Origin of the sequence: Salipiger sp. H15, assembly GCF_040409955.1 — a bacterium.
In the GTDB taxonomy this organism is placed as follows: domain Bacteria; phylum Pseudomonadota; class Alphaproteobacteria; order Rhodobacterales; family Rhodobacteraceae; genus Salipiger.
Genome location: NZ_CP123385.1, coordinates 396,755 through 420,079 on the forward strand (window position 1 = coordinate 396,755; position 23,325 = coordinate 420,079).

Sequence of the window (23,325 nt, forward strand, 5' to 3'; positions counted from 1 at the left end):
TTCGGATGAGCGCGAAAGATCCCTATGCCTCGCTGCCCGAACGGCTTTCGGAAAGCGTCAAGTCCCTCAGCGACATCGCCGTCGAGGCGATCGAACGGCTCATTGCCGAGGGGGCGCTCGAACCCGGCGAGCGGATCAACGAAAGCCATCTCGCCACCCGGCTCGGCATCAGCCGCGGCCCGATCCGCGAGGCCTGCAAGACGCTGGCGCAGGCCGGGCTGCTCGAGGGCTTCACCCATCGCGGCATGTACGTGCGGACGCTCTCGGCCGAGGATGCGCAGCGGCTCTACGAGCTGCGCGCCGTGCTCGCGGGCTTTGCCGGTCGGCTGATCGTGCGCGAGGCCACCGAAGCGACGCTCGCGGCGCTCTCGTCCCTGCAGGAGCAGATGGACCGCGCCGTCGCAGGCTCGGACGCCGAGGAGTACTTCCGCCTCAACCTCGAGTTCCACGAGGCGCTGATCACCGCCACCGGCAGCCCGCCGCTGATCGACAGCTACATGCGCACGGTCAAGCAGCTGCTGCTGACGCGCCGCCGCGGGCTGGTGACGGCGCAGAACATCGCCGTGTCGAACGGCGAGCATCACCGCATCATGGACGCGCTGCTTGCGCGCGACGCGGCGGCGGCCGAGGCCGCCATGCGCAGCCACGTCGAGAACGGCTTCAGCCGCCTGCTGGGCACCGACTGACTCCTCCCCAGTGCCGGATGACCCGACCCGGAGCGCATCCCGCGCCCCCGGCGGCCCCGCCATGCCATTTCGTCATCACAGGGAGGACAGGATGATCATCGACTGCCACGGGCACTACACCACCGCGCCGAAGGCGCTCACCCTCTGGCGCGAGGCGCAGCTTGCCGCGAAGGGCGACTCGGCGCAGATGCCGGACCCCGGCGGGCCGCGCATCTCGGACGACGAGATCCGCGAGACCCTGCTTGCCGCGCAGATCCCCGTGCAGCGAGCACGCGGGGTGGACATGACGCTCTTTTCGCCGCGCGCCGCCGCCATGGCGCACCACCTCGGCGACGAGGCCGTCTCGATAGCCTGGTCGCGGGTCTGCAACGACCTCATCGCGCGGGTGGTGGAGCTTTTCCCCGAGGATTACGCCGCGGTCTGCCAGCTGCCGCAATCCCCGGGCTGCGCGCCGGCGAACGTGATCCCCGAGCTGCGCCGCTGCGTCGAGGAGCTGGGCTTTGTCGGCTGCAACCTCAACCCCGACCCGGCGGGTGGCTACTGGACCGACCCGCCGATGACCGACCCGTGGTGGTTCCCGCTCTACGAGGTGCTCGAGGAGCTCGACTGCCCGGCGATGATCCACGTCTCGGGCTCGTGCAACCCGAACTTCCAGTATTCCGGCGCGCATTACATCAACGGCGACACCTCGGTGTTCATGCAGCTGCTCGACAGCGAGCTCTTCGAGCGCTTCCCGCGGCTGAAGTTCATCATCCCCCATGGCGGCGGCGCGGTGCCCTATCACTGGGGCCGCTACCGCGGGCTGGCCATGGACCGGGGCAGGAAGGAGCCGGCCGAGATGATGGGCGAGAACCTCTTCTTCGACACCTGCGTCTACCACCAGCGCGGCATCGACCTGATGACCGAGATCGTGCCGGTGAAGAACGTGCTCTTCGCCTCCGAGACCTTCGGTGCGGTGCGCTCGGTGGATCCCGAGACCGGCATCCCCTTCGACCACACGCTGCATTACCTCGCCAATTCGCCGCACCTCACAGACGCGGACCGCGCGGCGATCCATTCGGGCAATGCGCTCCGGGTCTTCACCCGGCTGAAGGCGCGGCTCGGCGCGCTGCAGGGCTAGGCGGCCGGCGCGGCGGGCCTTCAGGGCCTGCCGTCCCGCCCTTCAGCCCGGGGGAATCTCGCCCACGTCGACCGGCACCTGGTAGCCGCGCTGCACCGCCGGTCGGGCGCGCAGCCGCCGGTACCAGTCGCGCACGTTGGGGAAATCGGCAAGGTCCACCCGGTGCCATTCGTGCCGCGCGACCCAAGGCCAGCAGGCGATGTCGGCGATGGAATAGTCGCCGACGACGTGCTCCTGCCCCGCGATGTGCGCGTCGAGCACCCCGTAGAGGCGCCGCGTCTCGGCCCCGAAGCGCTCTTCGGCATAGGCCGACTTGCCGGGGTTGTAATGCAGGAAATGATGCGCCTGCCCGAGGATCGGGCCGAGCCCGCCCATCTGCCACATCAGCCAGGCCATGACCTGTATCCGCGCCTCGGGCGCCGTGGGCAGGAGCGCCCCGTGCTTCTCGGCGAGGTACCACAGGATCGCCCCGGACTCCATGAGCGCAAGCCCGTTGTCCCGGTCGACGATCGCCGGGATCCGGCCGTTGGGATTGATCCTGAGGAACTCCGGCGACTTCTGGCTGCCGGTCTTCAGATCCACCGGGTGGACGCGGTAGTCGACCCCGAGCTCCTCGAGCAGGATCGAGACCTTGCGCCCGTTCGGGGTGGACCAGGTGTAGAGATCGATCATTCTTCCTCCCTTGCGTCTGCGCGCCCGCGCGCTCGCCGCCATCTAAGACCAGTTGCGCGCAAAAGCCGAGCGCGCATGTCCCGGTGCGGAGGGATCGCGCCTCCCGCGCAACGCAAGGCGCGTCGCTCACGCGCGCAGGGCGTTGCCGCCTCGGTCCATGGGGCAGGGTCGGCGCGGGCCGGGGACCGAGGTCTCCGGCGGCTCCTCTCAGGGCTGCACGCGCCGCGGGCCGCGGGCAGCGTCGACGCTCAGGCTGCCGCCGCCCACCACCGCGATGTAGAGGAAGACGAAGCAGAAGAGGATCGCCGCGTCGCCGCCGTTCACCGTCGGGAAAAGGTTCTGCGGCGCGTGGAACTTCCAGTAGGCGACCGCCATCATGCCCGAGAGAACGAAGGCCACCGGGCGCGTGCAGAGCCCGATCAGAAGCAGCAGGCCGCCAAAGAACTCCAGCAGGCCGCCGAGCCCCATCAGCGACATCAGGGGCGGCTGCTGATCCGTGGGCGGGACGCCGAAGAGCTTCTGCGCCCCGTGCAGCAGGAAGATCAGCGCCGAGACGATGCGCAGCACGCTCAGCATGACCGGGCCCCAGCGCTCCGGGATCGTATTGGGCATCTCGCAGGTCCTTTCCTCTCCACCCGGCCGGGGCGCAGGGCGACGCCGCCGCACCACGACCGGTATTGACACCTCTGCCCCGGCTTCCTGCCGCGACGGGCAGGACGGGAGCGCTGCTTGTTTCCGAAGATCGCCGCCCATGCTACTGCGGGCGCGGCGTTTCACAAAGGTCCATGTCGGCGGGCGCTCCCGCGCGCCGCGTCCGAATGATGAATGCAGCTCATGGGGGCAATCGGAAAACGCCGCCTGATCGCCGCGCGCCATCGGGTCTATCTTGCCCCTTGCCCCGGCAGCGCCGCGCCACCGCCCGGCAAGGCACGGCAAAGACCCAAAGGAGTGATCCCATGCGAGCCACCATGCTCTATGGCGCCCGCGACGTCCGGTTCGAGGACGTGGCGGAGCCGACCATCCAGAAACCCACCGACGCGATCATCCGCCTCGCGGCCTCCTGCGTCTGCGGCTCGGACCTCTGGCCCTATCGCGGGCTGCAGCCTGTCACCCAGCCGCAGGCCATGGGCCACGAGTATTGCGGCGTGGTCGAGGCGGTGGGCGACGATGTGACCAGCGTGAAGCCGGGCGATTTCGTCGTCGGCTCTTTCGTCCTGTCCGACAACACCTGCCCGCACTGCGCCCACGGCTTCCAGTCCTCCTGCGCGCAGCGCGAGTTCATGACCGGCGCGCAGGCGCCGCTTGCCCGCGTGCCGCTGGCCGACGGCACGCTGGTCGCCCTGCCCGAGCATCCTTCCGAGGACCTCATCCCCTCGCTGCTGGCGGTCTCGGACGTCTACGGCACCGGCTATTACGCCGCTGACGCGGCGGGGGTGAAGCCGGGCATGACCGTGGCCGTCGTCGGCGATGGCGCGGTCGGCCTGATGGCCGTGCTCTCGGCCAAGCAGATGGGCGCCGAGCGCATCATCGCCATGTCGCGCCACAAGTCCCGCCAGGATCTCGCACTGGAGTTCGGCGCCACCGACATCGTCACCGAGCGCGGCGAGGACGGCATCGCGAGGATCCGCGCGCTGACCGGCAATGTCGGCGCCGACGCGGTGATGGAATGCGTGGGCACCGAGACCTCGATGAAACAGGCGATCTACGGCGCGCGTCCGGGCGGATCGATCGGCTTCGTCGGCGTGCCGCATGGCGTGACCCTCGACGGCGCCGAGCTCTTCTTCGCGCAGCGCCAGCTGCTCGGCGGCCCCGCCCCGGTGCGCCGCTTCCTGCCCGATCTCATCGACAGCGTGATGAGGCGCGAGATCAACCCCGGCAAGGTCTTCGACCTTGAACTGCCGCTCGCCGACGTGGCCGAGGGCTACAGGGCGATGGACGAGCGCCGGGCGATCAAGACGCTGCTACGGGTGTAAGGCCACCTGAAGCTGAGGGCCGGTCCGGGCGCCCCGGGCCGGCCCCATATTGCCGCGTGAAGGGGGATTACTCCTCGACGCCGCGCAACTGCCGCTCCATCAGCGCCTGCATCTCGCGGGCCTTGGCGGTGTACTCCGGGTTCTCGTGGTTCGGCTCGCCCAGCCGGTGCAGCTGCGCCAGTTCGAGCATGGACGTGCGGTCCAGCGTCTCGAAGGCGCGGGTGCGCCGCTCGGCCATCTCGCGGGTCATACCCAGCGCCTCGAGCGCCGAGCGCCCGGTGCGCAGCGAGCTGTCGTAGGTCTCGCGGATCACGTCCCGGCAGCCCGCGGCCCAGAGCTCGTAGGTGTGGAACCGGTCGAAGGCGCGGGCGATCACGTGGACCTCGGGGTAGGTGCGGGTGACGTAGCTGACGAGCTCGGTGGTGCGCTCCTTGTCGTCGATGGCGATGACCAGCAGCCGCGCCCTGGCGATCCCCGCCGCGTCCAGCAGGTCGGGCCGCGTGGCATCGCCGAAATAGACCCTTATGCCGAAGGCCGAGAGGAACTCGAGCTGCTCGGCGCTGTAGTCGATCACCGTGGTCTTGTAGCCGAGCCCGCGCAGCATGCGGTTGACGATCCCGCCGACCCGGCCGTGCCCGGCAATGATGATGTCGGCGTCCGCCTCGATCTCGTCCGCCTCGCGCTTCTGCCGCGCGTCGAAGCGCGGCGCGAGGACGCGTTCGTAGAGGATGAAGAGCCCCGGCGTCAGCAGCATCGAGAGCGCGACCACCAGCAGCAGCCGCGCCTGCAGCGCCTCGGGCAGCACGCCCTGTGCCACGGCGAAGGCCAGCAGCACGAAGCCGAATTCACCCGCCTGCGCGAGGCCGAGCGCGAACATCCAGCGGTCCGAGCCGCGGATGCCGAAGACCTGCCCGAGCACCAGCAGCACCGCCGTCTTGAGCGCGATCAGACCAAGCGTCAGCCCGAGGATCGGGCCGATCTCGTCGAAGAGCAGGCCGAAGTCGATCCCGGCGCCGACGGTCATGAAGAAGACACCGAGCAGCAGGCCGCGGAACGGGTTGAGGTCGGCCTCGAGCTCGTGCCGGTACTCGCTGCCCGAGAGCAGCACGCCGGCAAGGAAGGTGCCGAGCGCCGGCGAGAGCCCGACCATCGACATCAGCAGCGCGACGCCGAGCACGATCATCAGCGCCGCGGCGGTGAAGAGCTCGCGCATCCGGGTGCGGGCGATGTAGCGCAGCACCGCGGTGACCACCCAGCGCCCGCAGAGGATCAGCAGCGCCACCGCCGCCAGCGTGACCAGCGCCGCCTGCCAGCCCGAGAGCCCGGCGATCAGGCTCGGCCCCGCCTCGTGCGCTTCGTCCGCGTGGGCGCCAAGCAGCTCGGGGCTGGCGAGGAAGGGCATCAGCGCCAGCGTCGGGATCACCGCGATGTCCTGGAAGAGCAGCACGGCAAAGCTCGCCTGCCCGCCGTCGCTCTGCATCAGGCCCTTCTCGTTGAGCGTCTGCAGCACGATGGCGGTGGAGGAGAGCGCCAGCACCAGCCCGACCGCGAGCCCGACCTGCCAGGCCTGCCCCGCCGCCCAGAGGATCCCCCCGACCAGCGCGGCGGTCAGCACGAATTGCGATCCGCCGAGGCCCAGCAGTCGCCCGCGCATGCGCCAGAGCAGCGCCGGGCGCAGCTCCAGCCCGATGAGGAAGAGCATCATCACCACGCCGAACTCGGCGAGGTGCTGCACCGACTCCACGTCGACTCCGAGCGTTTCCAGCAGCGGGCTCAGCGCCACGCCCGCCAGCAGGTATCCCAGCACCGAGCCGAGCCCGAAGCGCGTGGCGATGGGCACGACGATGACCCCGGCGCAGAGCAGGATGAAGACGAGCATCAGGTATCCGGTCATGAGCGCGCCCCCAAGTGCCGCATCGCCTCGGCGCCCGAAGGGCCGCCCGACCCAAGGTCACCCGGCTCCGGTGGATTGGCAAGGGGCGAGGCCGGGGCCGTGCCCTCGCCGAGCGCGGTCCCCCGTGCAGAGCCCCGCGGCGGCCCGTTCAGCTGGCGACGGCCCCGGCGTCGGGCACCCCCTGCCCGGCGCCTCCGCGCGGGCGCAGGATGATACGCGTCAGCTCCGAGGGCACGCCGAGGCGCAGCGCGAAGCCCGGCCAGAGCGCCGTGCCGTTGCTGACGTAGAGATGCATGCCGTCGACCGCGTAGAGGCCCGAGACGAAGCCCTCGTTGTAGCGCGCGACCAGCGACGCGAGCCCGACGACCATGCCGCCGTGCGTGTGGCCCGACAGGTGCACGTCGACGCCGCGCGCGGCCATCTCGCGGGCCTGCCGGGGCTGGTGGTTGAGCAGCAGCACCGGCGCATCCTCGGGCGCCCCGGCAAGCGCCGCGTCGATGTCCGGCGCCGGCAGGCCGAAACGCGCGGCGGAAAGGTCGGTCAGCCCCGCGACCACCAGCGCGCCGCCATCGCGCTCGATCCTCGCATGGGCGTTGGCGAGCGGCCGCATGCCAAGCTGCTGGTAGGTGGTCCACCAACTCTCGTAGCCGAAGTAATACTCGTGGTTCCCCGGGCTGACATAGACGCCGTCGCGGGCGGCAAGATCGGCGAGCGGCGCCACGTCCTCGCGGCGGACGTCGAGAAAGCCGTCGATGAGATCGCCGCTGATCACGATGAGGTCGGGCTCGAGCGCGTTGACCCGCGCGACCAGCGCCTCGACGAAGGGGCGGTGGAAGAGCCTGCTGAGATGCAGGTCGGTCAGGTGCACGACCGAATATCCGTCGAAGCCCTCGGGCAGGTCCGCGATCTCGAAGGCGAGGTCCTTCTGCGCCGGTTGCCGCACCGCGTTGGCAACCCCGAGCGCCGCCAGCGCCAGCCCCAGCACCGCCGCGCCGAGGCTCCAGCCGGGCGCGAGCGGGCGCCATTGCCAGAGCAGCAGCGACCGGGCCAGCATGAAGAGGTCGAGCAGCACGTGCAGCGCCGCGGTGAGCAGGATCGCCCCGAAGCCGACGTTCACCGCGATGACCACCGCGCGCGGCAGCTCGAGCGAGAACATGTTGCCATAGGCCCATTTCGTCAGCAGGTGGTTCTCGGCCAGCAGCAGGATCGCGACGCTGACGAGGAGCTTGCCCCAGAGCGGGATGCCCAGCGGTCCGACGACGCGCAGCGCGACATAGGCGCCGATGATCCCCATGACGGTGGCAAACATGTATCGGCTCTCCTGCGTGGTTCCTGCCCGGACGATGCCGCAACGCTTGGGCACGGCGGCCGGTCCGTCGCCTGCACAATCGCGATCAAGGCCATGAACGGGAAGCACAAATGCTCCTCGCGCCCAGCGCGGCGGCACACTTGCGCGTGATCGCCCTGCGCTGCGGCGGTCAGCGGCGGCACGGACTCTCCGCCTGGTCGTCGCCCAGCGTGTCGAGGGTGTCGATCTCGTGCGCGAAGCCGTCGATCGGCGCCACCGCTATGACCGCGTTGGCGGTGGCCAGCAGGATCGGCTGGCGCAGCTGGCCGTTCCACGGGCGGAAATTGCCGCGGACACCCTTGTAAAGGTCCACCGAGAGGTCCGGGGACTGCAGCGCCTCGACGATCCGCGCCGGGTCCGCCGTACCCGCCTGCACCGTCGCCTCGGCCACCGCTTTCACCGCCGCCCAGCCCGCCCAGTCCTCCGAGGTCATGTCGCGCTCCGCGAGGCGGCGGAAGCGCTGGTTGAGCTGCGGCCCGCCGTAACGCTCGAAGGTCCAGTGCCAGGCGCGGGGCACCAGCCCCTCGGTGCCGACGACCGGCCGCGCGGCATAGGTGGCATAGGGAACGAACCTGCCGAAATCGCCGGTGTCGTCGACCAGCCAGATCACGTCGTAGCTCGCATCGCCGGTCAGCAGGGTGATGTTGCTCCGGTCGCGGCGGCGCGGATCGTTGGTCAGTTCGAACATGCGCTCGTCGACGATCCTGAGGCCGAACTTGGCGGCCGAGCGGCGCACCGCCGCGGTCTGCTCGGCCTCGGTCTCCGAAGGCCCCCGGATCAGCAGCACGGCGGACCAGTTCCGCGACCGCAGGTACTGCGCGAGCGCGTCGCTCAGCATCGCCTCCGAGGGCACGGTGTGCAGCAGGCCCGGGGCGCAGTCCTCGCGGCGCCAATGGTCGGAGCGGTCGCGGATGTTGATGAAGAGCGTCCCCGGCGCGGCGTCCCTGAGCGCGTCGGCCATATGGTCGGGCGGCAGGTCGAGCAGGATGGCCAGCGGCCGGGTCTCCTCGATCGCCTCGAGCGCGCCGGCAAGCTCCTCCGGCCCGGCGGTGACCTCCTCGAGATCGAAGCTGAACCCGAGCGCCCGCCCGAGAACCCGCGTGTCGCGCATTCCGAGCCGCAGGCCCTCCACCGGCCTGTGACGGTCGCGCAGCGACAGCCCGGTATAGATCGGCTGCGGCTCGTAATAGGGATCGTCCTCCATGCCGAGATAGACGAGGCGCACGGTCTCCTGCGCCGCCACCGGACCGCAGAGCAGCAGGAGAAGGACCAGCGCCCTAGCGATCATCGATGAGGATGTCATAGGGCACGCGTCCCACCGGGATCGAGGTCAGCGCCCTGAGGCTGCCGGTGTCTACCACGGTGATGTCGTCCGACAGGCCATTGGCGACGTAGAGCCGGGATTCGTCCGCGGTCAGCGCCAACCCCCAGGCGCGGCTGCCGACGAGCACGTAGTCGATGACCTTGCGCTTCGGCACGTCCACCACGGCGACATGGTTGGCCCGCCCCAGCGCCACGTAGGCGCGCTGGCCATCGGCCGAGATCGTGAGGTCCACCGGCGTGACCTGTTCGGGCCGGAACCCGGTCGGACGGAAGGTGATGTCGCCCACCAGCTTGAGGGTCTCGACGTCGATGATGTCGACGATGCCGGCAAGCTCGGCCGAGACCCAGAGCTCCTTGCCGTCGGGAGTGAGCGCAAAGCGGCGGGGGCGCGTGTCGACGAGGATGTCGGCGATCACCGCATCCGCCTCGAGGTCGATCACGTGCACGAGGTTCGCCGCCTCCGAGGCGACGAAGACGAGACGACCGTCGGGCGTGACCTGCACCCCCTCGGGCTCCTCCCCGGTCAGGTATTCCGCCAGCAGCTCCCCGGTCTCGATGTTGATCACCGATGCGGCGGCGTCCTCCTCGTTCGAGACGATGAGCCGCCGCCCGTCGGGGTGCAGGTCGAAGGTCTCGGGCGCGGGCACGCCGCGGATGCGCCGGGTCAGCTCGAGCGAGGCGGTGTCGTAGATCGCGATGGTGTCGTCATCCGCGCAGCCGACGTAGAACTCGGAATGGTCGGCGCTGAAATGCACCCCGCGCGGTCGGGCGCAGGTCTCGATGGTCCGCACGAGTTTCAGGTCGGGAGACAGGATGCTGAGCGTGTCGCTGCGCTCGTCGGAGACGATCGCCATGCCGGTCTGCGCGCAGGCCATGCCCGCCGCCGCCAGCAACACGAGCGTCGAAAGGACTGTAACCCGGGGGATCGAACTGACGCGCATCAGACTACGCTGTTTTTTTGCACATATTTCGTTTACCCTACGTAACCCAAGGGAGATCTGCAACGCAAACCTTGGGAGGAAATGGGATGCGAGAACGGTCGAAACTGGCCGCATTATTGTGTGCGGCACTCTTTGCCTGCAGTTCAGCTTCAGCACAGGACGAAATCGGGGCAAGTACGCTCTACGGCGACTTGCAGTCGGTCACGCAAAGCATGCTGACGCGCGCCGCAGGGGACGGCAACAACTTCCTGCACACCAACGGCAACTACGAACAGACGCGCTACTACCCGGCGAGCCAGATCAACACGGCCAACGTGAAGAACCTGCGCCCCGCCTGGATCTTCCAGACCGAGATCGTGGATTCCATGGAAACCTCGCCGATCGTGGTCAACGGCGTCATGTACGTGACCACGGCCTTCAATCAGGTCTATGCAATCGACGCCCGCACCGGCAAGCAGATCTGGCACCACACCCATGCGATGGGCCCCGTGACCACCTATTGCTGCGGCCCGAACAACCGCGGCGTGGCGGTGGCCGGGGACAAGGTGTTCATGGGCACGCTCGACGCCAAGCTGGTGGCGCTCGATGCCAAGACCGGCAAGCAGCTCTGGGAGGCGCAGGTTGCCGATGCCGAGCTCGGCTACTCCGAGACCATGGCCCCGACCGTGGTCGAGAACATGGTGCTGATCGGCACGAACGGCGGGGAATACGGCATCCGCGGCTTCGTGAAGGCCTACAACACCGACACCGGCGAGCTGATCTGGACCTTCAACACCGTGCCCGAGGATTCGGTCGGGGTCTGGGCCACCCACGACGCCACGGGCCGCGACATGCTGCGCGACATCGACGCCGAGAAGGCCGCGCTTGCCAGCATGGGCGACCCCTACGAGACGCTGGGCGGCGGCGTCTGGCAGAACCCGGCGGTCGACCTTGCCGCGCGGCGCATCTACTTCGTGGTGGGCAACCCCTCGCCCGACCTCGACGGCAGCCTGCGCCCGGGGGACAACCTCTATACGGACAGCCTCGTGTCGGTGAACCTCGATACCGGCGAATACGTCTGCCACTTCCAGTACATCGCGCATGATGTCTGGGACCTCGACGCGGTGTCACCGCCTATCCTGACCATGGTGAAGGACGACGCGGGCAACGCGGTGAAGGGCGTGCTGCACGGCGGCAAGACCGGCCATGTCTACGTGCACAAGGCCGACGACTGCTCGCTCATCCGCTACTCCGAGGCCATGGTGCCGCAGGAGAACATGTGGACGCTGCCGACCGCCGAGGGCGCGCGCATGTTGCCGGGCGCGAATGGCGGGGTGGAATGGTCGCCGATGGCGATCGATCCGACCCAGCACCTGACCTACGCGATCAACCTGCACCAGCCGATGACCTACACCGTGCGCTCGACCCCCTACCCCGAGGGCAAGATCTGGCTCGGCGGCTCGTTCGACGTGATCGCCGAGGAAGAGCAATGGGGCAACGTCACCGCGGTCGACTACGACACCGGCAACATCGCCTGGCAGGTTCGCACCGCCGAGCCGATGATCGGCGGCGTGCTCGCCACGGCAGGGGGGCTCGTGTTCACCGGCGAGGGCAACGGGCTCTTCAAGGCCTATGACAGCTCCAACGGCGGCGAGCTCTGGCGCTTCCAGGCCGGGGCCGGCGTAAACGCGCCGCCGTCGAGCTACACGGTGGAAGGCCAGCAGTACATCGTCGTCGCGGCGGGCGGCAACGCGCAGCTCAACTACAAGCGCGGCAACAACATCATCGCCTTCACCCTCGCCGACTGAGGCGGGCGGCGACATCCAGCATCGGGGCGGGCTGTCCGGTCCGCCCCCTTTCCTGCAGGGAGATCGGAACATGACTTTGCGCGCTGCGCGTCTGGCACTCATCCTGGCGGCTTCGCTCGCCCCCCTTGCCGCGGCGCCCGTGGCAGCCATGGACGGCTTTGTCCTCGAGGACGAGGTCGCGGTCTGCGCCGGGTGCCACGGCGAGGCCGGGGTTCCCGCCGAAGCGGACTACCCGGTGATCTGGGGGCAGCAGTATTTCTACATCCTGACGCAGCTGCGCGACTATGCCGCCGGAAGGCGCCAGAACGAGATCATGTCCGGCATCGCCGCCGAGTACGACCGCGACCAGGCCAAGCAGCTGGCCGAGCATTTCGCCGCCCAGACATGGCCCGCGCTTCCCGCCGATCCCGCGGATGGCGACCGGGCCCTTGCCGAGAAGGCCTTCACCGTGGCGCAATGCAGCGCCTGCCACGGCAAATGGCAGGGCGACAGCCGCATCCCCCGCCTTGCCGGGCAGCAGGTGGGCTACCTGTCGAGGACCATGCACGAGTTCAAGGACGAGGTCCGCAACAATGCCCCCGACATGAGCAACGTCATGAAGCAGTTCGACGAGGCGACGATCACCGCCATGTCGAGCTACCTCTCGTCGCTCGTCCTGCACTGACCTCTCGCGCGCCGCCGGCCTTCCGGGCTCAGCGGGCAAGCATCGCGCGGATCTCGTCGCCCGCGGCGAGGTCGAGGGCAAGCCGGCCCTCGCGGTCGCGCAGCCCGGGGTCGGCGCCAGCGTCAAGCAGGAAGGTGACCATCTGCGCGTGGCCGCGCTCGGCGGCGATCATCAGCGCCGAGCGCCCCCGGTCGTCCTGCCGGTCGATCGCCGCGCCCGCGGCAATCAGCGCGCGCGCGGTCTCCACCCCGTCCGCCGCGGGCGCGTCGTTGGCATGGCCCGCGGCCCACATGAGCGCGGTCAGATCGTGCCCCCAGACCCTGTCGGCTTCGGCCCCGGCTTCGAGCAGCGTCGCGACGATGCCGGGAAAGGCCCGCCCCGCGGCATAGACGAGCGCGCCCTTGCCGCGGCGGTCCTCGGCGTTCGGGTCGGCCCCCGCCTCGAGCAGCAGCGCCAGCAGGCGGGCGTCGCCGTCGAAGGCGCCCGCCATGATCGGCGTCACGCCCTCGCGGCTGGCAAGGCCCACGTCCGCCCCCGCGTCCAAAAGCGTCGCCACCATGCGCCGCCGCCCCGCCTGCACCGCGGCAAGCAGCGGCGTGATCCCGGCGAGGTCGGCATGGTCGATGTCGGCGCCCCGCGCCAGCAGGTCCGCGACGATCTCCCCGGCGCCACGCGCGGCAGCGATGTTGAGCGGGGTGCCGCCCCTGCGGTTGCGCGCCTCGACCGAGGCGCCGCGGTCGAGCAGCGCCGCCGCGATCCCGGGACAGTCGAGCGAGGCCGCCTCGAAGAGCGTCTCGTTCAGCACGCGCCCCTCAAGCCGGGCGGGCGACTGGGCCAGGCGGGTTTCGAGCGCCGCGCAGACCGGCGCCACCGGCTGCGCCGAGGCCCCGGCCGCCCCGGCGAAAAGCATGAGGAGCCCCAGCCCCGCGCGCCGCATCATCGCACCACGAACACGCCGCGGAAGCCCTGCGTGTCGAGGCCCTCGGCGTAGAAGCGGTACTCGCCGGGGCGCTGCGGGATGAACCAGATGTCGATCTCGCCCTCGTCGTCGAACTCGACCGCGTGCAGCCCGTAGGGCTTGACCTCCTTCTCCTCGATCACGACCTGGTCGATCCAGCTTTCGCGGAAGAGCTCGGGGGCGAGGATCCTGTACTCCTCGAGCCCGTCACTGCGGATGCGCCAGCGGTAGTAGACGCCGGTCTCGACCTCGTAGCGGGTGACCGAGAACCCCTTCGCCGCGTCCAGCACCAGCGGCTCGAGCCTTTCGGCCCGCCGCGCCGCGCCATCCGCCGCGCCCGCCGGCTGCGCGGGCGCCAGCATGAGTAGGGACATCAACAGGAGGCCAACTCTGCCCGACATGGGTCCACCGCCTTTCGCCTCGTCCGGGATACGCGAGGAAAAGTAGCACCGGCATGGTGCTTTAGGCAAATTCCGACTGCGCGAGGGTGGGCAGGTCTCTTCTCGCGGTGGTTCTCTGCCAAGGGCTGATCGCGGCGCAGGCGATCTTGAGGCCGGTGATGTCCGAGAATTTGGCCGCGCGCTGCCTCTTGTTGGCCGTGGGCACCGCGGCAACCGCTGGGCCATGGTCCCTGCCCTGCGCTCCGCCGGCCCACGCCAGTCCGGGGCCGGCTGCGTCACCCGCGCCTTACTGCTGCGCGGGGATCTGCTGCACGAGGCCGCGCTTCTGCTCGCGCTCGAAGGTCTTGGCGGTGGCCGCGACCACCTCGGCGGGGGTTTCCTTGTCGAGCCACATGGCCTCGACGTCCTTGACCAGCACGTCGGTGGTCTGGGCCGGGAAGAAGGTCTGCACCTTGTAGCCGAAATGCCCCTCCGCCACCGCGCCCGACACCGCCGAGGCCGCATCGAAATAGGCCTTCACCACGCCGGTCGCCTCGGGGTCGGTCGGGAAGTACTTCAGCGGGATCGACCAGTAGCCCGGCCAGACCTTGGCGATATCGGTGGCGAAGCGCCTCGACATGATCATGTCGAGCACTTCCGCCGCGCCCTCCTGCACCTTGGAATTGGCGTTGACCGACAGCGCGAAGGCGGCGCCGATCGAGTAGTTCGGGTAGGCGACCGCGTCCGAGAGCTGCGGGAAGGCGGCCCAGCCGATGTCATCGGCCTTGTCGCCGGTGAAGTAGCTCATCGCCCACTGGAAGGCGAAGGAGGGCGCGAAGAAGAACGGCGTCTTCTCCTCCGACAGGGCCGAGATCGAGCTGTCGAAGTTCAGCGAGAAATAGTCGTCGCCGCCGAGATAGCCCGCCTTGTAGTAGCGGTTCAGCTCTTCCATCGCCGCCAGCATCCCGGGGCTGTCGAAGCTGGCCTCGCCGGTCAGCATCTTTTCCAGTTCTGCGGGCGGCACGAACTGGTTGATGAAGGTCGAGGAATAGTTCTCGTTGATCGGCTGCCAGCCGTTGTTGCCGACCGCCGCGGCATACATGCCCTTCTCCTGCGCGGCCTTCATGATCTCTTCCAGCTCGGCGCCGGTCTTCGGCACGCTCCAGCCGTTCTCTGCGAGCACCTTGGCATTGTAGAACATGCCGTCCGACACCAGCGAGGGGGTCATGCAGTAGAGCCCGCCCTGCTGGGTGCAGGCCTGCATCGACGGCGCGACGATGCGGTCGGCCCAGCCGAACTTCTCGGCATAGGCGCCGAGGTCGGCCAGCTTGCCCGCCTTCGCCAGCGGCGAGACCCAGGACGGGCCGGAGGTGTAGACGATGTCGGGCCCCTCGCCCGCCATGACCGCGACCCGCACGTCGTTGTCGACGTCGTTCTTGTACTCGATCACCAGATCATAGGCGTCCTGCGCGTCGTGGAAGGGCTGGACCAGCGTGGTCTCCAGCGCCTCGCGATACTCGGGCGAGGCGCCCCAGAACCAGAGCGTGACGGTCTCGCGCGCCGCCGCCTGCAGCGGCAGCAGGGCGACGGTCGAGGCCAGAAGGGCGAAACGGGTGGGAGAGGTCATCGAGGCGATCCTGTTGGGAGGGAGGAAGGGAAGCTCAGGCGCGCAGGCGCTGGCCGGCGGCGTCGAAGTGGAGGCAGTGCTGCGCCTCGGCCGAGAGCCGCAGCACATCGCCCGGCGCGGGCCGCGCGCCGCGGGTCTCGACGCAGAGCCGGGTGCCGCCCGCGTCGAGATAGGAAAAGCCGAGATTGCCGAGGTCCTCGGTGAAGAGCACCACCGCCTCGATCAGCCCCTCGGGATCGATCCGCAGGTGCTCGGGACGAATGCCGACCTGCGCGGCACCCTGCGGCGCGGCGGGCAGCGGCAGGGCGCCGGCACCGATGATGTTGATCTTCGGCGATCCGATGAACCCGGCGACGAAGGCATTGGCCGGATCGCGGTAAAGCTCCAGCGGCCGGCCCACCTGCTCGATCCGGCCGCCGTTCAGCACCGCGATCCGGTCCGCCAGCGTCATCGCCTCGGTCTGGTCGTGGGTGACGTAGATCATCGTGTTGCCAAGTTCGCGGTGCAGCCGGGCGATCTCGATGCGCATCTCGACGCGCAGCTCGGCGTCGAGGTTCGACAGGGGCTCGTCGAAGAGGAAGATCTCGGGGCGGCGGGCCAGCGCCCGGCCGATGGCGACCCGCTGTCGCTGGCCGCCCGACAGCGCCGCGGGGCGGCGGTCGAGGTATGGCTCGAGCCGGAGCAGCCGGGCGATTTCCTCGGCGCGGGCGCGGCGCTCGGGTTTCGGCACGTTGCGGATCTTCAGCCCGAAGGCGATGTTCTCGGCCACGCTCAGATGCGGGTAGAGCGCGTAGCCCTGGAACACCATCGCCACGTTGCGCTCGACCGGCGGCAGGCGTGTGGCGTCGCGCCCGGCGATCTCGATGCGGCCGCTGTCGACGCCCTCGAGCCCGGCGACGGTGCGCAGCAGCGTGGACTTGCCGCAGCCCGAGGGGCCGACGAAGACGATGAACTCGCCCGCCTCGACGGCCAGATCGAGCCCGCGGATCACCTCCGTCTCGCCATAGGACTTGCGGATCTCGGAGAGCGTCAGCTGCGACATGTGGGGCGGGTCATCCCTTGACGGCGCCGCGGGTGACCCCGTCGACGAACAGGCGTTGCATGAGAAGGAAGAAGATCAGCAGCGGCGCGATGACGATCACCGCCCCCGCCATCATCAGCGACTTGTCCGAGCCGATCTCGCTGTTCATCGACAGGAAGGCGAGCATGACGGTGTAGCTCGACTGGCTCTGCTGGAAGGTCTGGGTGATCAGGTACTCGTTCCAGGCGTTGAACCCGGTGAGGATCGCCACGGTCACCAGCCCGGGCCGCATCAGCGGCAGGATCACCAGGCGGAACACCTGCCAGGGGCTGGCGCCCTCCATGAAGGCGGCCTCGTCCAGCGCCGCGGGGATCGACAGCGCGAAGCTGCGCAGCAGCAGGATGGCCACCGGCAGGTTCACCGCCGACAGGATCACCGCCGTTGCCACCGGGTTCGAGACCAGCCCGAGCTTGGCGTAGATGAAGAAGAGCGGAAAGAGGAACAGCTGGATCGGCACCGCCACGGTGGCGAGGAAGTAGAGCATGATGATCCTCCAGCCGCGCACCGCCTTGCGGGCCAGCGGCCAGGCCGCCATGGCGGCGGTGCCGGTGGTCAGCGCGACGGTCACCGCGGTGATGATCACCGAGTTCACCAGCGCATGGGCAAAGCCGCCGCTGCTCCAGGCGCGGGCAAAGGCATCGAGGCTGGGCTGCCGCGGCAGCGCGAGCGGGCTGGCGACCACCTCGGCGTGGGTCTTGAGCGCGTTGAGCGCCATCAGCGCCAGCGGAAACAGCACCGCCGCCACCAGCAGGAGCAGCACCACCGATCCGGCAACGCGCCCGGCGCGGCGCGGGGCGCGAAGCGTGGACGCGCTCATTTCAGCGCCTCGCGGCTGACGAAGATGTAGGCGAAGGAGGCGAGGATGCCGAAGCCGCTCATCACCACCGCCACCGCGGCCGCCTTGCCCACCTCGAAGGTGCGGAAGGCAAAGCCGTAGGCCAGGGTCGAGAGCATCTCGGTCGAGCCGGCCGGCCCGCCGCCGGTCATCAGGAAGACGTAGTCGAAATTCAGGAAGCTGAGGATGGTGACCAGCGCCAGCAGCAGCGCCACCGTGGGCAGGATGTTGGGCAGCGTCACCTCGCGGAAGATCTGCCAGGCGGTCGCTCCCTCGAGATAGGCCGCCTCGAGCTGGTCCTCGGGGGTCTGGCGCATCGCGGCGAAGAGGATCACCGTCAGGTAGCCCCAGAAGCTCCAGATGTTCACCGCCGCCACGGTGTAGAGCGCGGTGTCCGGGTTGCCGAGCGGGTAGCCCATCGGGGTGATCGTCCGGTCGATCCAGCCGACCAGCCCCGCGGTGTTGTCGAGGATGACGTTCATCCAGATCCCGACGTTGGCGACGGGCGAGATCACGAAGGGCAGCAGGAAGATCGCCTGGTAGACCGCCGCCGCCCTGCGCCGCGTGGTGAGCAGCGCCGAGACGAAGAGCGCCAGCGCCATCGGGATGGTCAGGAAGATGATCAGCCAGCGGCCGTTGTTGGCCAGCGTGGCCCAGAAGGCGCGGTCGTCGAAGAGGTCGGTGTAGTTCTCGAAGCCGATGAACCACGGCTCGGAAACGCCGTCCCAGTCGGTCAGCGACATGGCATAGGTCGCGATGGCCGGAAGGGCGATGACCGAAACCGACAGGAGAAGCGCGGGCAGGCAGAACCAGTAGAGGCTGGAATGATGTCTCGGACTGGCGCGCATGATGCGTCCGGCTCTCCTGTCGTGTGAATCCGTGAGTGCGGCTTTCGAAGGTATTACTATTAATACCACCTAGAGCTTGTCAACGCCCCTTGCGTCCCCCAGCCCGCCGCCGGCGGGCCGCGGGGTCGAGTCCAGCGTCAAACGCACCGCATCGCCCCACACGAGCCGCGACAGCTCGATCGGACGGCCGCGCTGGTCGAAGGTGGTCGACTCCATCTCGATCCCCTGCGATCCCAGCGGGCGCTGCAGCAGCACCGCCTGGTCGTTCGACAGCTGGATCATCCCCACCCGGTTGCGCGAGCGCGAGGGCGTCAGGCTGAAGGCCTCGGAAAGCGTGCTCCAGACCGAGTTGTTGAGCAGCGCGTGGGGATCGAAGCCCGGCATCAGCGGCGCAGGCAGCCAGCTGGTATTTATGACCAGCGGCCGGATGTCGGCCGAAACGAGCCGCACCAGACGGAAGCCGCGCGTTCCCGCCGGTTGCGCCAGCGCGGCCGCCACAGAGGCAGGCAGCACACAGGATTCGCGGGTCAGGAAGGTGATGACGCTGCGCCCGCCCTGCGCCTGGATCTGCTGCCAGATCGGCTGCATCAGCGTCAGGTCGATCTCGAGCGGCGCGGGCTGCGCCTTCACGATCGTGCCGCGCCCGTGCACCCGCTCGATGAAGCCCGCCTCTTCCAGCCGCCGCAGCGCGTTGCGCAGGGTGACGCGGCTGACCCCGTAAGCCTCGGCCAGCTCGATCTCGCGCGGCAGGCGGGTGCCCTCCGGCGCCGCGGCGCCCTGGATCGAGCGGCGCAGGTCGTCCTCGACCTGCAGGTAGGCCGGGATCGGCGAGTCGGGATTGACCCTCTGGAACTCGAGCGCGGGATCGGGCTGGCTGGACATGGGCTCTCCTTGTGCTGGCGCCACAGTATTGCGTCGCGCGGGAAATGCAAATATGAGGTATGCTTGATAATACCTCTTGGAGATCCCATGCGTCCTCTTCTGATCGACTGCGATCCCGGCATCGACGATTCCATCGCCATCGCCTACGCGCTGCGCTCGGGCGCCTTCGAGCTGAAGGCGATCACCACCGTCTCCGGCAACCTCACCGCCGATGCCTGCGCGCGCAACGCGCGGCAGCTGCTCGACCTCGTCGAAGCGCCGCAGATCCCGGTGGCGCAGGGCCCGATGAAGCCGCTCACCCGCCCCTACCCGCGCGATCCCTTCTCGCACGGCTCGGACGGGCTGGCCGAGATGGCGCTTCCCGCCAGCAGCCGCGCGCTCGACCCGCGCTTCGCGCCCGACGTCATCGTCGAGCTGGCCAATGCCCACCCGGGCGAGCTGGAGATCGCCGCGCTCGGGCCGATGACCAACATCGCGCTGGCGCTGATCAAGGACCCCGAGCTGCCGAGGAAGGTGAAGAGCCTGACCGCCATCTACGGCGCCTTCGGCCTGCACGCCTCGGGCACCGAGCGCGCCACCGGCGACAACCCGGCCAGCGAGTGGAACGTCTACGTCGACCCCGAGGCGGCGCGGCTGGTGCTCGAGGCGGGCTTTGCCTTCACCGCCTGCGGGCTCGACGTCACCACGCGGCGCGAGCTGCACCTGACGCCCGAGCACCGCACGCGCCTCGCCGCCTCGCCGCGGCCCGAGGCCCGGCTGCTGCGCGAGGTCACCGACTTCGTGGAACGCCGCGGCCACGGCACCTATTGCGGGCTGATCGACTCGGTGGCGATCGCCACGGCCCTGCACCCCGACTGGGCGCGGACCCTGCCACTGCGCGTGCTCATCGAATGCCTGAGCCCGATCACCCTCGGCCAGACCATCGTGGAGCGGCGCGAGAACTTCAGCTGGGACGGGCTGTCGACGCTCGACGTGGTCGAGGATTTCGACTTCGCCAGCTTCATGGACGAGGTCGTCGATCTCTTCTGCTGAAGAGCGGAGCGGCCAGGGGACGGCACCCGCCCCCCGGGCCCACGCTTCAGAGCGTGAAGTAGGACTGCCGCTTGCGCTCGCTGATCTCGAGCGAGGCCTCGATATGGGCGCAATGCTCGGTGATGATGCGCACGCAGGCCGCCACGTCCTTGCGCGCCATCGCCTCGACCAGCGCCTCGTGCTCGTGCGCAAGGCAGATGCTGTCGCTCTTCTCGTAGAGCGACTGGATCAGCGAGAGCCGCCGCATGAGGCCGGTCATGGTCTGCTCGAGCACATGGTTGCCGGTGAGCCGGGTCAGCATCATGTGGAAATCGGCGCCGATCCGGTTCACCTCGTTCGAGCGGGTCTCGATCACCTCGCGCTGGCGCTGCACGTGGGCGCGCAGCACCGCGATGTCGGCCTCGGTGGCGCGCAGGCAGGCCAGCCCGATGACCGCCACCTCGAGCAGGCGCCGCGTCTCGAAGACGTCGAGCGCCTCCTTGACCGTCGGCAGCCCGACGAAGGCGCCGCGGTTGCGTTCGAACACCACCACGTGCTCGGCCTCGAGCCGTTCGAGCACCCGCCGCAGACGGGTGCGGGGAACGCCGAAGCTGCGGGCGATCTGCACCTCGTTGAGATGCGCCCCCGGCCGGATCTGCTTGTCGATGATCGCGTCGACGATCCGGTCGTAGATGGTCTGCTCGATCGCCTGCTTCTCGGCGGCGTCCGTCGCGGCAGCAGAGGCCTCAGCGGCCGCCGTCTCGAGCGTCGTCGTTTCCTTCATGCGGCGTTCTTCCCCAATGTACCCGACCGGTGGTCGGGCAACAGTCTACCTGCGCCCGCAGCGCCGTCCATCTCATTTCGGAACAAGGGAAATGCCGGGCGGCAGCTCCGCCCAATCCTCGTCCCCCGGACCGGCGTGCCCGTCCTGTCCCGCGGTGTACATGAATACGGCGAAACGGCCAGCCCTGCCCGGCACGGCAAGCGGCGCGTGCCAGGTCCCGGCATGGTAGGTCACCGCCACCGAGCCCGGCACCTGCCATGCCTCGAGCGTTGCCGGGTCCGGCCCGCCGTCCGCCCCCTCGCGCGCCACCGCGACAATGTAAGCGGCGCCGTCGAGCGGCAGGAAGGACTGCGACGAGAACGGGTGCCGCTCCATCCTCGGCAGCGCGATGGGCAGGGAGACGGGCGCCACCAGCACCGCGTCGAGCCGGGCCAGCGCCGCGGTGCCGCGGCCGTTGCTGAGCTCGGCGCAGAAGCCGAGCCGCTGGCCGGGCTCCGACGGAAGCTCGAAACTGGCGCCGAAGGCGGCGAAGCGCGCCGGCTCGAAGGGCCGGATCGGGACCCTCATGCCGCCACCGGCGGATGCGTGGCCAGCCAGTGGCGCGCGATCTCGACCCGCTTGCAGATCCACACCTCGGGCTTCGAGGCGGCGTAGTCGAGGAACTTCGCCAGCCCCGACGCCCGGCCGGGATGGCCGACGAGGCGCATATGCAGCCCGACGCTCATCATCTTGGGCGCGGTCTCGCCCTCTTCGAGCAGCATGTCGAAGGATTCCTTCAGCGCCCGGAAGAAGCTCTCGCCGTCGCTGAGGTTGCCGGTCGCCCATTTCAGGTCGTTGTTGGTCAGCGTGTAGGGCAGCACCAGCCGCGGCGCGCCGTCCTGCTCGACGTAGAAGGGCAGCTCGTCGGCGTAGCTGTCGCTGTCGTAGAGGAAGCCGCCGTGCTCGGCCACGAGCCGCCGGGTGTTCACGCTGGGGCCGAAGCGGCAATACCAGCCATCCGGGGCCTTGCCGACGGTCTGCCGCAGGCTGGTGACGGCGCGGGCGATGTGCGCGCGCTCCTCGTCTTCCGTGAGCAGGTAATGCTCGACCCAGCGCCAGCCGTGGCAGCAGATGTCGTAATCCGCCGCGGCGATGGCGCGCGCCGCCTCGGGGTTGCGCTCGAGCGCCAGCGCGCAGGCATAGACGGTCATCGGCAGGCCGCGCGAGCGGAACAGCCGGTGGATGCGCCAGAAGCCGACCCGGCTGCCGTATTCGAACATCGATTCCGAGGCGAGGTCGCGATCGCCCGCGGGCACGCCGCTCGACACCTCGGTGAGCCCGGCATCGGTGCGCCCGTCGCCGAGGTCGACCGCGTATTCCGAGCCCTCCTCGTAGTTCAGCACGAAGTTCAGCGCCAGTTTCGCGCCGCCCGGCCAGTCTGCGCGGGGCGGGTGCTCGCCGTAGCCGATGAAGTCGCGTTCGAGGCTTTTAGCCATAGTCTTGATCCACACATTCTTGAAATTTCAGAAGTCCTGCTGCTGGCGACCGCGCACCAGCTGCGACAGGCAGACCGCGATGACCAGCGCGCCGCCGTAGAACATCTCCTGGATGAACGAGCCGTAGCCGAGGAAGACCAGCCCGGTGATCCCGGTGACGAGGAAGTAGACCGCCAGCGTCGTGCCCCACGGGTTGAACCGGCCCGGCATGATCGAGGTCGAGCCGAGGAAGGCCGCGGCGAAGGCGGGCAGCTGGTAGCTGACCCCCGAGACCGGGTCGGCAGCGCCCTGCGTGCCGGTGTAGAGCACCCCGGCGAAGGCGGCGAAGAAACCCGAGCTCATCAGGCAGAGCACCCGCGTGCGGTCGGTGTTGATCCCCGAGAGCCGCGCCACGTCACGGCCGCGCCCGACGAAGAGGATGCGCCGCCCGAAGGAGGTGAACTCGAAGCAGTACCAGAGCACCGCGGCCAGCGTGATGGCGTAGTAGAATTCCAGCGGGATGCCGAAGAGCCGGGTGACGATGACGGCGTCGACCAGCCTCTGGTCGATGCCGCTGATCGTCATCGAGTTGCTGACCCAGAGCGTGACGCCGTGCAGGAAGGTGCCGCTGCCCAGCGTGACGATCAGCGAATGGATGCGGAACACCGTCATGATCATGCCGTTGACGAAGCCGACCAGCGTGCCGAGCGCCAGCGCGATCACGATGCACCAGCCGATGCCGAGCCCGTGGTTCACGTTGAGCACCGCGATGGTCATCGCCGAAAGCGTCATCGTGTAGGCGGCGGACATGTCGAAGTCGTTGGCCGAGAGCGGCAGCAGCAGCCCGAGCGCCATTACCACCAGCACGGCCTGCGAGCCGAGAATGGTCGAGATGTTGCCCCAGGTCAGGAAGGTCTCGGGGCGCAGGTAGCCGAACCAGGCGATCATCAGGAACCAGACGATGAGCAGGCCGAACCGCTCGAGGAACCTCCCGAGGCTGCGGGTCCGGCTGTGCCGCGGGGCGCGCGCGCCGTCGATGCTTTGAACTGTCATTGCG

General features: G+C 69.2%; 23 protein-coding genes. 6 read left to right on the forward strand and 17 right to left on the reverse strand.

Annotation, left to right across the window (positions count from 1 at the left end; all coding sequences use genetic code 11):
• The first annotated feature begins 5 nt into the window (after positions 1-5).
• Positions 6-686 carry a GntR family transcriptional regulator gene (locus tag PVT71_RS16130; protein WP_353475085.1) on the forward strand — a complete coding sequence of 227 codons (681 nt, stop codon included), beginning with the start codon at positions 6-8 and terminating at the stop codon, positions 684-686.
• Positions 687-777: 91 nt separating this feature from the next.
• Positions 778-1,806, forward strand: coding sequence for an amidohydrolase family protein (locus PVT71_RS16135; RefSeq protein ID WP_353475086.1), 1,029 nt, complete (start codon positions 778-780; stop codon positions 1,804-1,806).
• A 42-nt stretch (positions 1,807-1,848) separates the two neighbouring features.
• On the opposite strand, the gene PVT71_RS16140 is transcribed toward PVT71_RS16135, so the two are convergent.
• Both PVT71_RS16140 and PVT71_RS16145 read right to left on the reverse strand, forming a co-directional pair.
• Positions 1,849-2,478, reverse strand: coding sequence for a glutathione S-transferase N-terminal domain-containing protein (locus PVT71_RS16140; RefSeq protein ID WP_353475087.1), 630 nt, complete (start codon positions 2,476-2,478; stop codon positions 1,849-1,851).
• Between the two features lie 207 nt (positions 2,479-2,685).
• The gene (locus PVT71_RS16145; RefSeq protein WP_353475088.1) at positions 2,686-3,090 is read right to left on the reverse strand and encodes a DoxX family protein; all 405 of its coding nucleotides are present in this window, start codon (positions 3,088-3,090) and stop codon (positions 2,686-2,688) included.
• A gap of 344 nt (positions 3,091-3,434) precedes the next feature.
• Between PVT71_RS16145 and PVT71_RS16150 the strand changes: the two genes are divergently transcribed.
• Positions 3,435-4,451, forward strand: a complete 1,017-nt coding sequence (locus PVT71_RS16150) for a zinc-dependent alcohol dehydrogenase family protein (protein WP_353475089.1) — start codon at positions 3,435-3,437, stop codon at positions 4,449-4,451.
• 67 nt (positions 4,452-4,518) lie between these two features.
• Here PVT71_RS16150 and PVT71_RS16155 read toward each other — a convergent pair whose 3' ends face one another.
• The 4 genes from PVT71_RS16155 to PVT71_RS16170 form a co-directional block, all read right to left on the reverse strand.
• Positions 4,519-6,345 (reverse strand): monovalent cation:proton antiporter-2 (CPA2) family protein, encoded by a 1,827-nt coding sequence (locus PVT71_RS16155; protein WP_353475090.1) that lies wholly within the window; start codon positions 6,343-6,345, stop codon positions 4,519-4,521.
• 148 nt (positions 6,346-6,493) lie between these two features.
• Positions 6,494-7,654 (reverse strand): metallophosphoesterase, encoded by a 1,161-nt coding sequence (locus PVT71_RS16160; RefSeq protein WP_353475091.1) that lies wholly within the window; start codon positions 7,652-7,654, stop codon positions 6,494-6,496.
• 169 nt (positions 7,655-7,823) lie between these two features.
• Positions 7,824-8,996: a hypothetical protein gene (locus tag PVT71_RS16165; protein WP_353475092.1), complete on the reverse strand. Its 1,173-nt coding sequence runs from the start codon at positions 8,994-8,996 to the stop codon at positions 7,824-7,826.
• The gene (locus tag PVT71_RS16170) at positions 8,971-9,957 is read right to left on the reverse strand and encodes a PQQ-dependent catabolism-associated beta-propeller protein (protein ID WP_353475093.1); all 987 of its coding nucleotides are present in this window, start codon (positions 9,955-9,957) and stop codon (positions 8,971-8,973) included. Before PVT71_RS16170 ends, PVT71_RS16165 begins: the two co-directional genes overlap by 26 nt.
• A 212-nt stretch (positions 9,958-10,169) precedes the next feature.
• Here PVT71_RS16170 and PVT71_RS16175 point away from each other — a divergent pair, with 212 nt between their 5' ends.
• Complete coding sequence (locus PVT71_RS16175; protein WP_353475094.1) at positions 10,170-11,744, forward strand: PQQ-binding-like beta-propeller repeat protein; 1,575 nt, start codon at positions 10,170-10,172, stop codon at positions 11,742-11,744.
• Positions 11,745-11,814: 70 nt separating this feature from the next.
• The gene (locus PVT71_RS16180) at positions 11,815-12,408 is read left to right on the forward strand and encodes a c-type cytochrome (protein ID WP_353475095.1); all 594 of its coding nucleotides are present in this window, start codon (positions 11,815-11,817) and stop codon (positions 12,406-12,408) included.
• A 28-nt stretch (positions 12,409-12,436) separates the two neighbouring features.
• On the opposite strand, the gene PVT71_RS16185 is transcribed toward PVT71_RS16180, so the two are convergent.
• The 7 genes from PVT71_RS16185 to PVT71_RS16215 all read right to left on the reverse strand — a co-directional run bounded on the left by PVT71_RS16185 (position 12,437) and on the right by PVT71_RS16215 (position 19,019).
• Positions 12,437-13,318, reverse strand: coding sequence for an ankyrin repeat domain-containing protein (locus PVT71_RS16185; RefSeq protein ID WP_353475096.1), 882 nt, complete (start codon positions 13,316-13,318; stop codon positions 12,437-12,439).
• A gap of 26 nt (positions 13,319-13,344) precedes the next feature.
• Positions 13,345-13,740 carry a hypothetical protein gene (locus PVT71_RS16190; RefSeq protein ID WP_353475097.1) on the reverse strand — a complete coding sequence of 132 codons (396 nt, stop codon included), beginning with the start codon at positions 13,738-13,740 and terminating at the stop codon, positions 13,345-13,347.
• Positions 13,741-14,053: 313 nt separating this feature from the next.
• On the reverse strand, positions 14,054-15,373 hold the full coding sequence (locus PVT71_RS16195) for an ABC transporter substrate-binding protein (protein WP_353475098.1): 1,320 nt from the start codon (positions 15,371-15,373) through the stop codon (positions 14,054-14,056).
• Between the two features lie 34 nt (positions 15,374-15,407).
• Positions 15,408-16,415, reverse strand: coding sequence for an ABC transporter ATP-binding protein (locus tag PVT71_RS16200; protein ID WP_353475099.1), 1,008 nt, complete (start codon positions 16,413-16,415; stop codon positions 15,408-15,410).
• Between the two features lie 10 nt (positions 16,416-16,425).
• Positions 16,426-17,271, reverse strand: a complete 846-nt coding sequence (locus PVT71_RS16205) for a carbohydrate ABC transporter permease (protein WP_353475100.1) — start codon at positions 17,269-17,271, stop codon at positions 16,426-16,428.
• On the reverse strand, positions 17,268-18,137 hold the full coding sequence (locus tag PVT71_RS16210) for a sugar ABC transporter permease (RefSeq protein WP_353475101.1): 870 nt from the start codon (positions 18,135-18,137) through the stop codon (positions 17,268-17,270). The genes PVT71_RS16205 and PVT71_RS16210 overlap by 4 nt, the downstream gene beginning before the upstream one ends.
• A gap of 69 nt (positions 18,138-18,206) precedes the next feature.
• On the reverse strand, positions 18,207-19,019 hold the full coding sequence (locus PVT71_RS16215) for a GntR family transcriptional regulator (RefSeq protein WP_353475102.1): 813 nt from the start codon (positions 19,017-19,019) through the stop codon (positions 18,207-18,209).
• A gap of 87 nt (positions 19,020-19,106) precedes the next feature.
• Here PVT71_RS16215 and PVT71_RS16220 point away from each other — a divergent pair, with 87 nt between their 5' ends.
• Complete coding sequence (locus tag PVT71_RS16220) at positions 19,107-20,051, forward strand: nucleoside hydrolase (RefSeq protein ID WP_353475103.1); 945 nt, start codon at positions 19,107-19,109, stop codon at positions 20,049-20,051.
• Positions 20,052-20,097: 46 nt separating this feature from the next.
• Here the strand turns inward: PVT71_RS16220 and PVT71_RS16225 are convergent, their stop codons facing one another.
• The 4 genes from PVT71_RS16225 to PVT71_RS16240 all read right to left on the reverse strand — a co-directional run bounded on the left by PVT71_RS16225 (position 20,098) and on the right by PVT71_RS16240 (position 23,321).
• Positions 20,098-20,814 carry a GntR family transcriptional regulator gene (locus tag PVT71_RS16225; protein ID WP_353475104.1) on the reverse strand — a complete coding sequence of 239 codons (717 nt, stop codon included), beginning with the start codon at positions 20,812-20,814 and terminating at the stop codon, positions 20,098-20,100.
• Positions 20,815-20,886: 72 nt separating this feature from the next.
• Positions 20,887-21,381, reverse strand: coding sequence for an ureidoglycolate lyase (locus PVT71_RS16230; RefSeq protein ID WP_353475105.1), 495 nt, complete (start codon positions 21,379-21,381; stop codon positions 20,887-20,889).
• On the reverse strand, positions 21,378-22,289 hold the full coding sequence (locus PVT71_RS16235) for an allantoinase PuuE (RefSeq protein WP_353475106.1): 912 nt from the start codon (positions 22,287-22,289) through the stop codon (positions 21,378-21,380). Before PVT71_RS16235 ends, PVT71_RS16230 begins: the two co-directional genes overlap by 4 nt.
• Positions 22,290-22,316: 27 nt before the next feature.
• Complete coding sequence (locus tag PVT71_RS16240; protein WP_353475107.1) at positions 22,317-23,321, reverse strand: ABC transporter permease; 1,005 nt, start codon at positions 23,319-23,321, stop codon at positions 22,317-22,319.
• Positions 23,322-23,325: the final 4 nt, after the last annotated feature.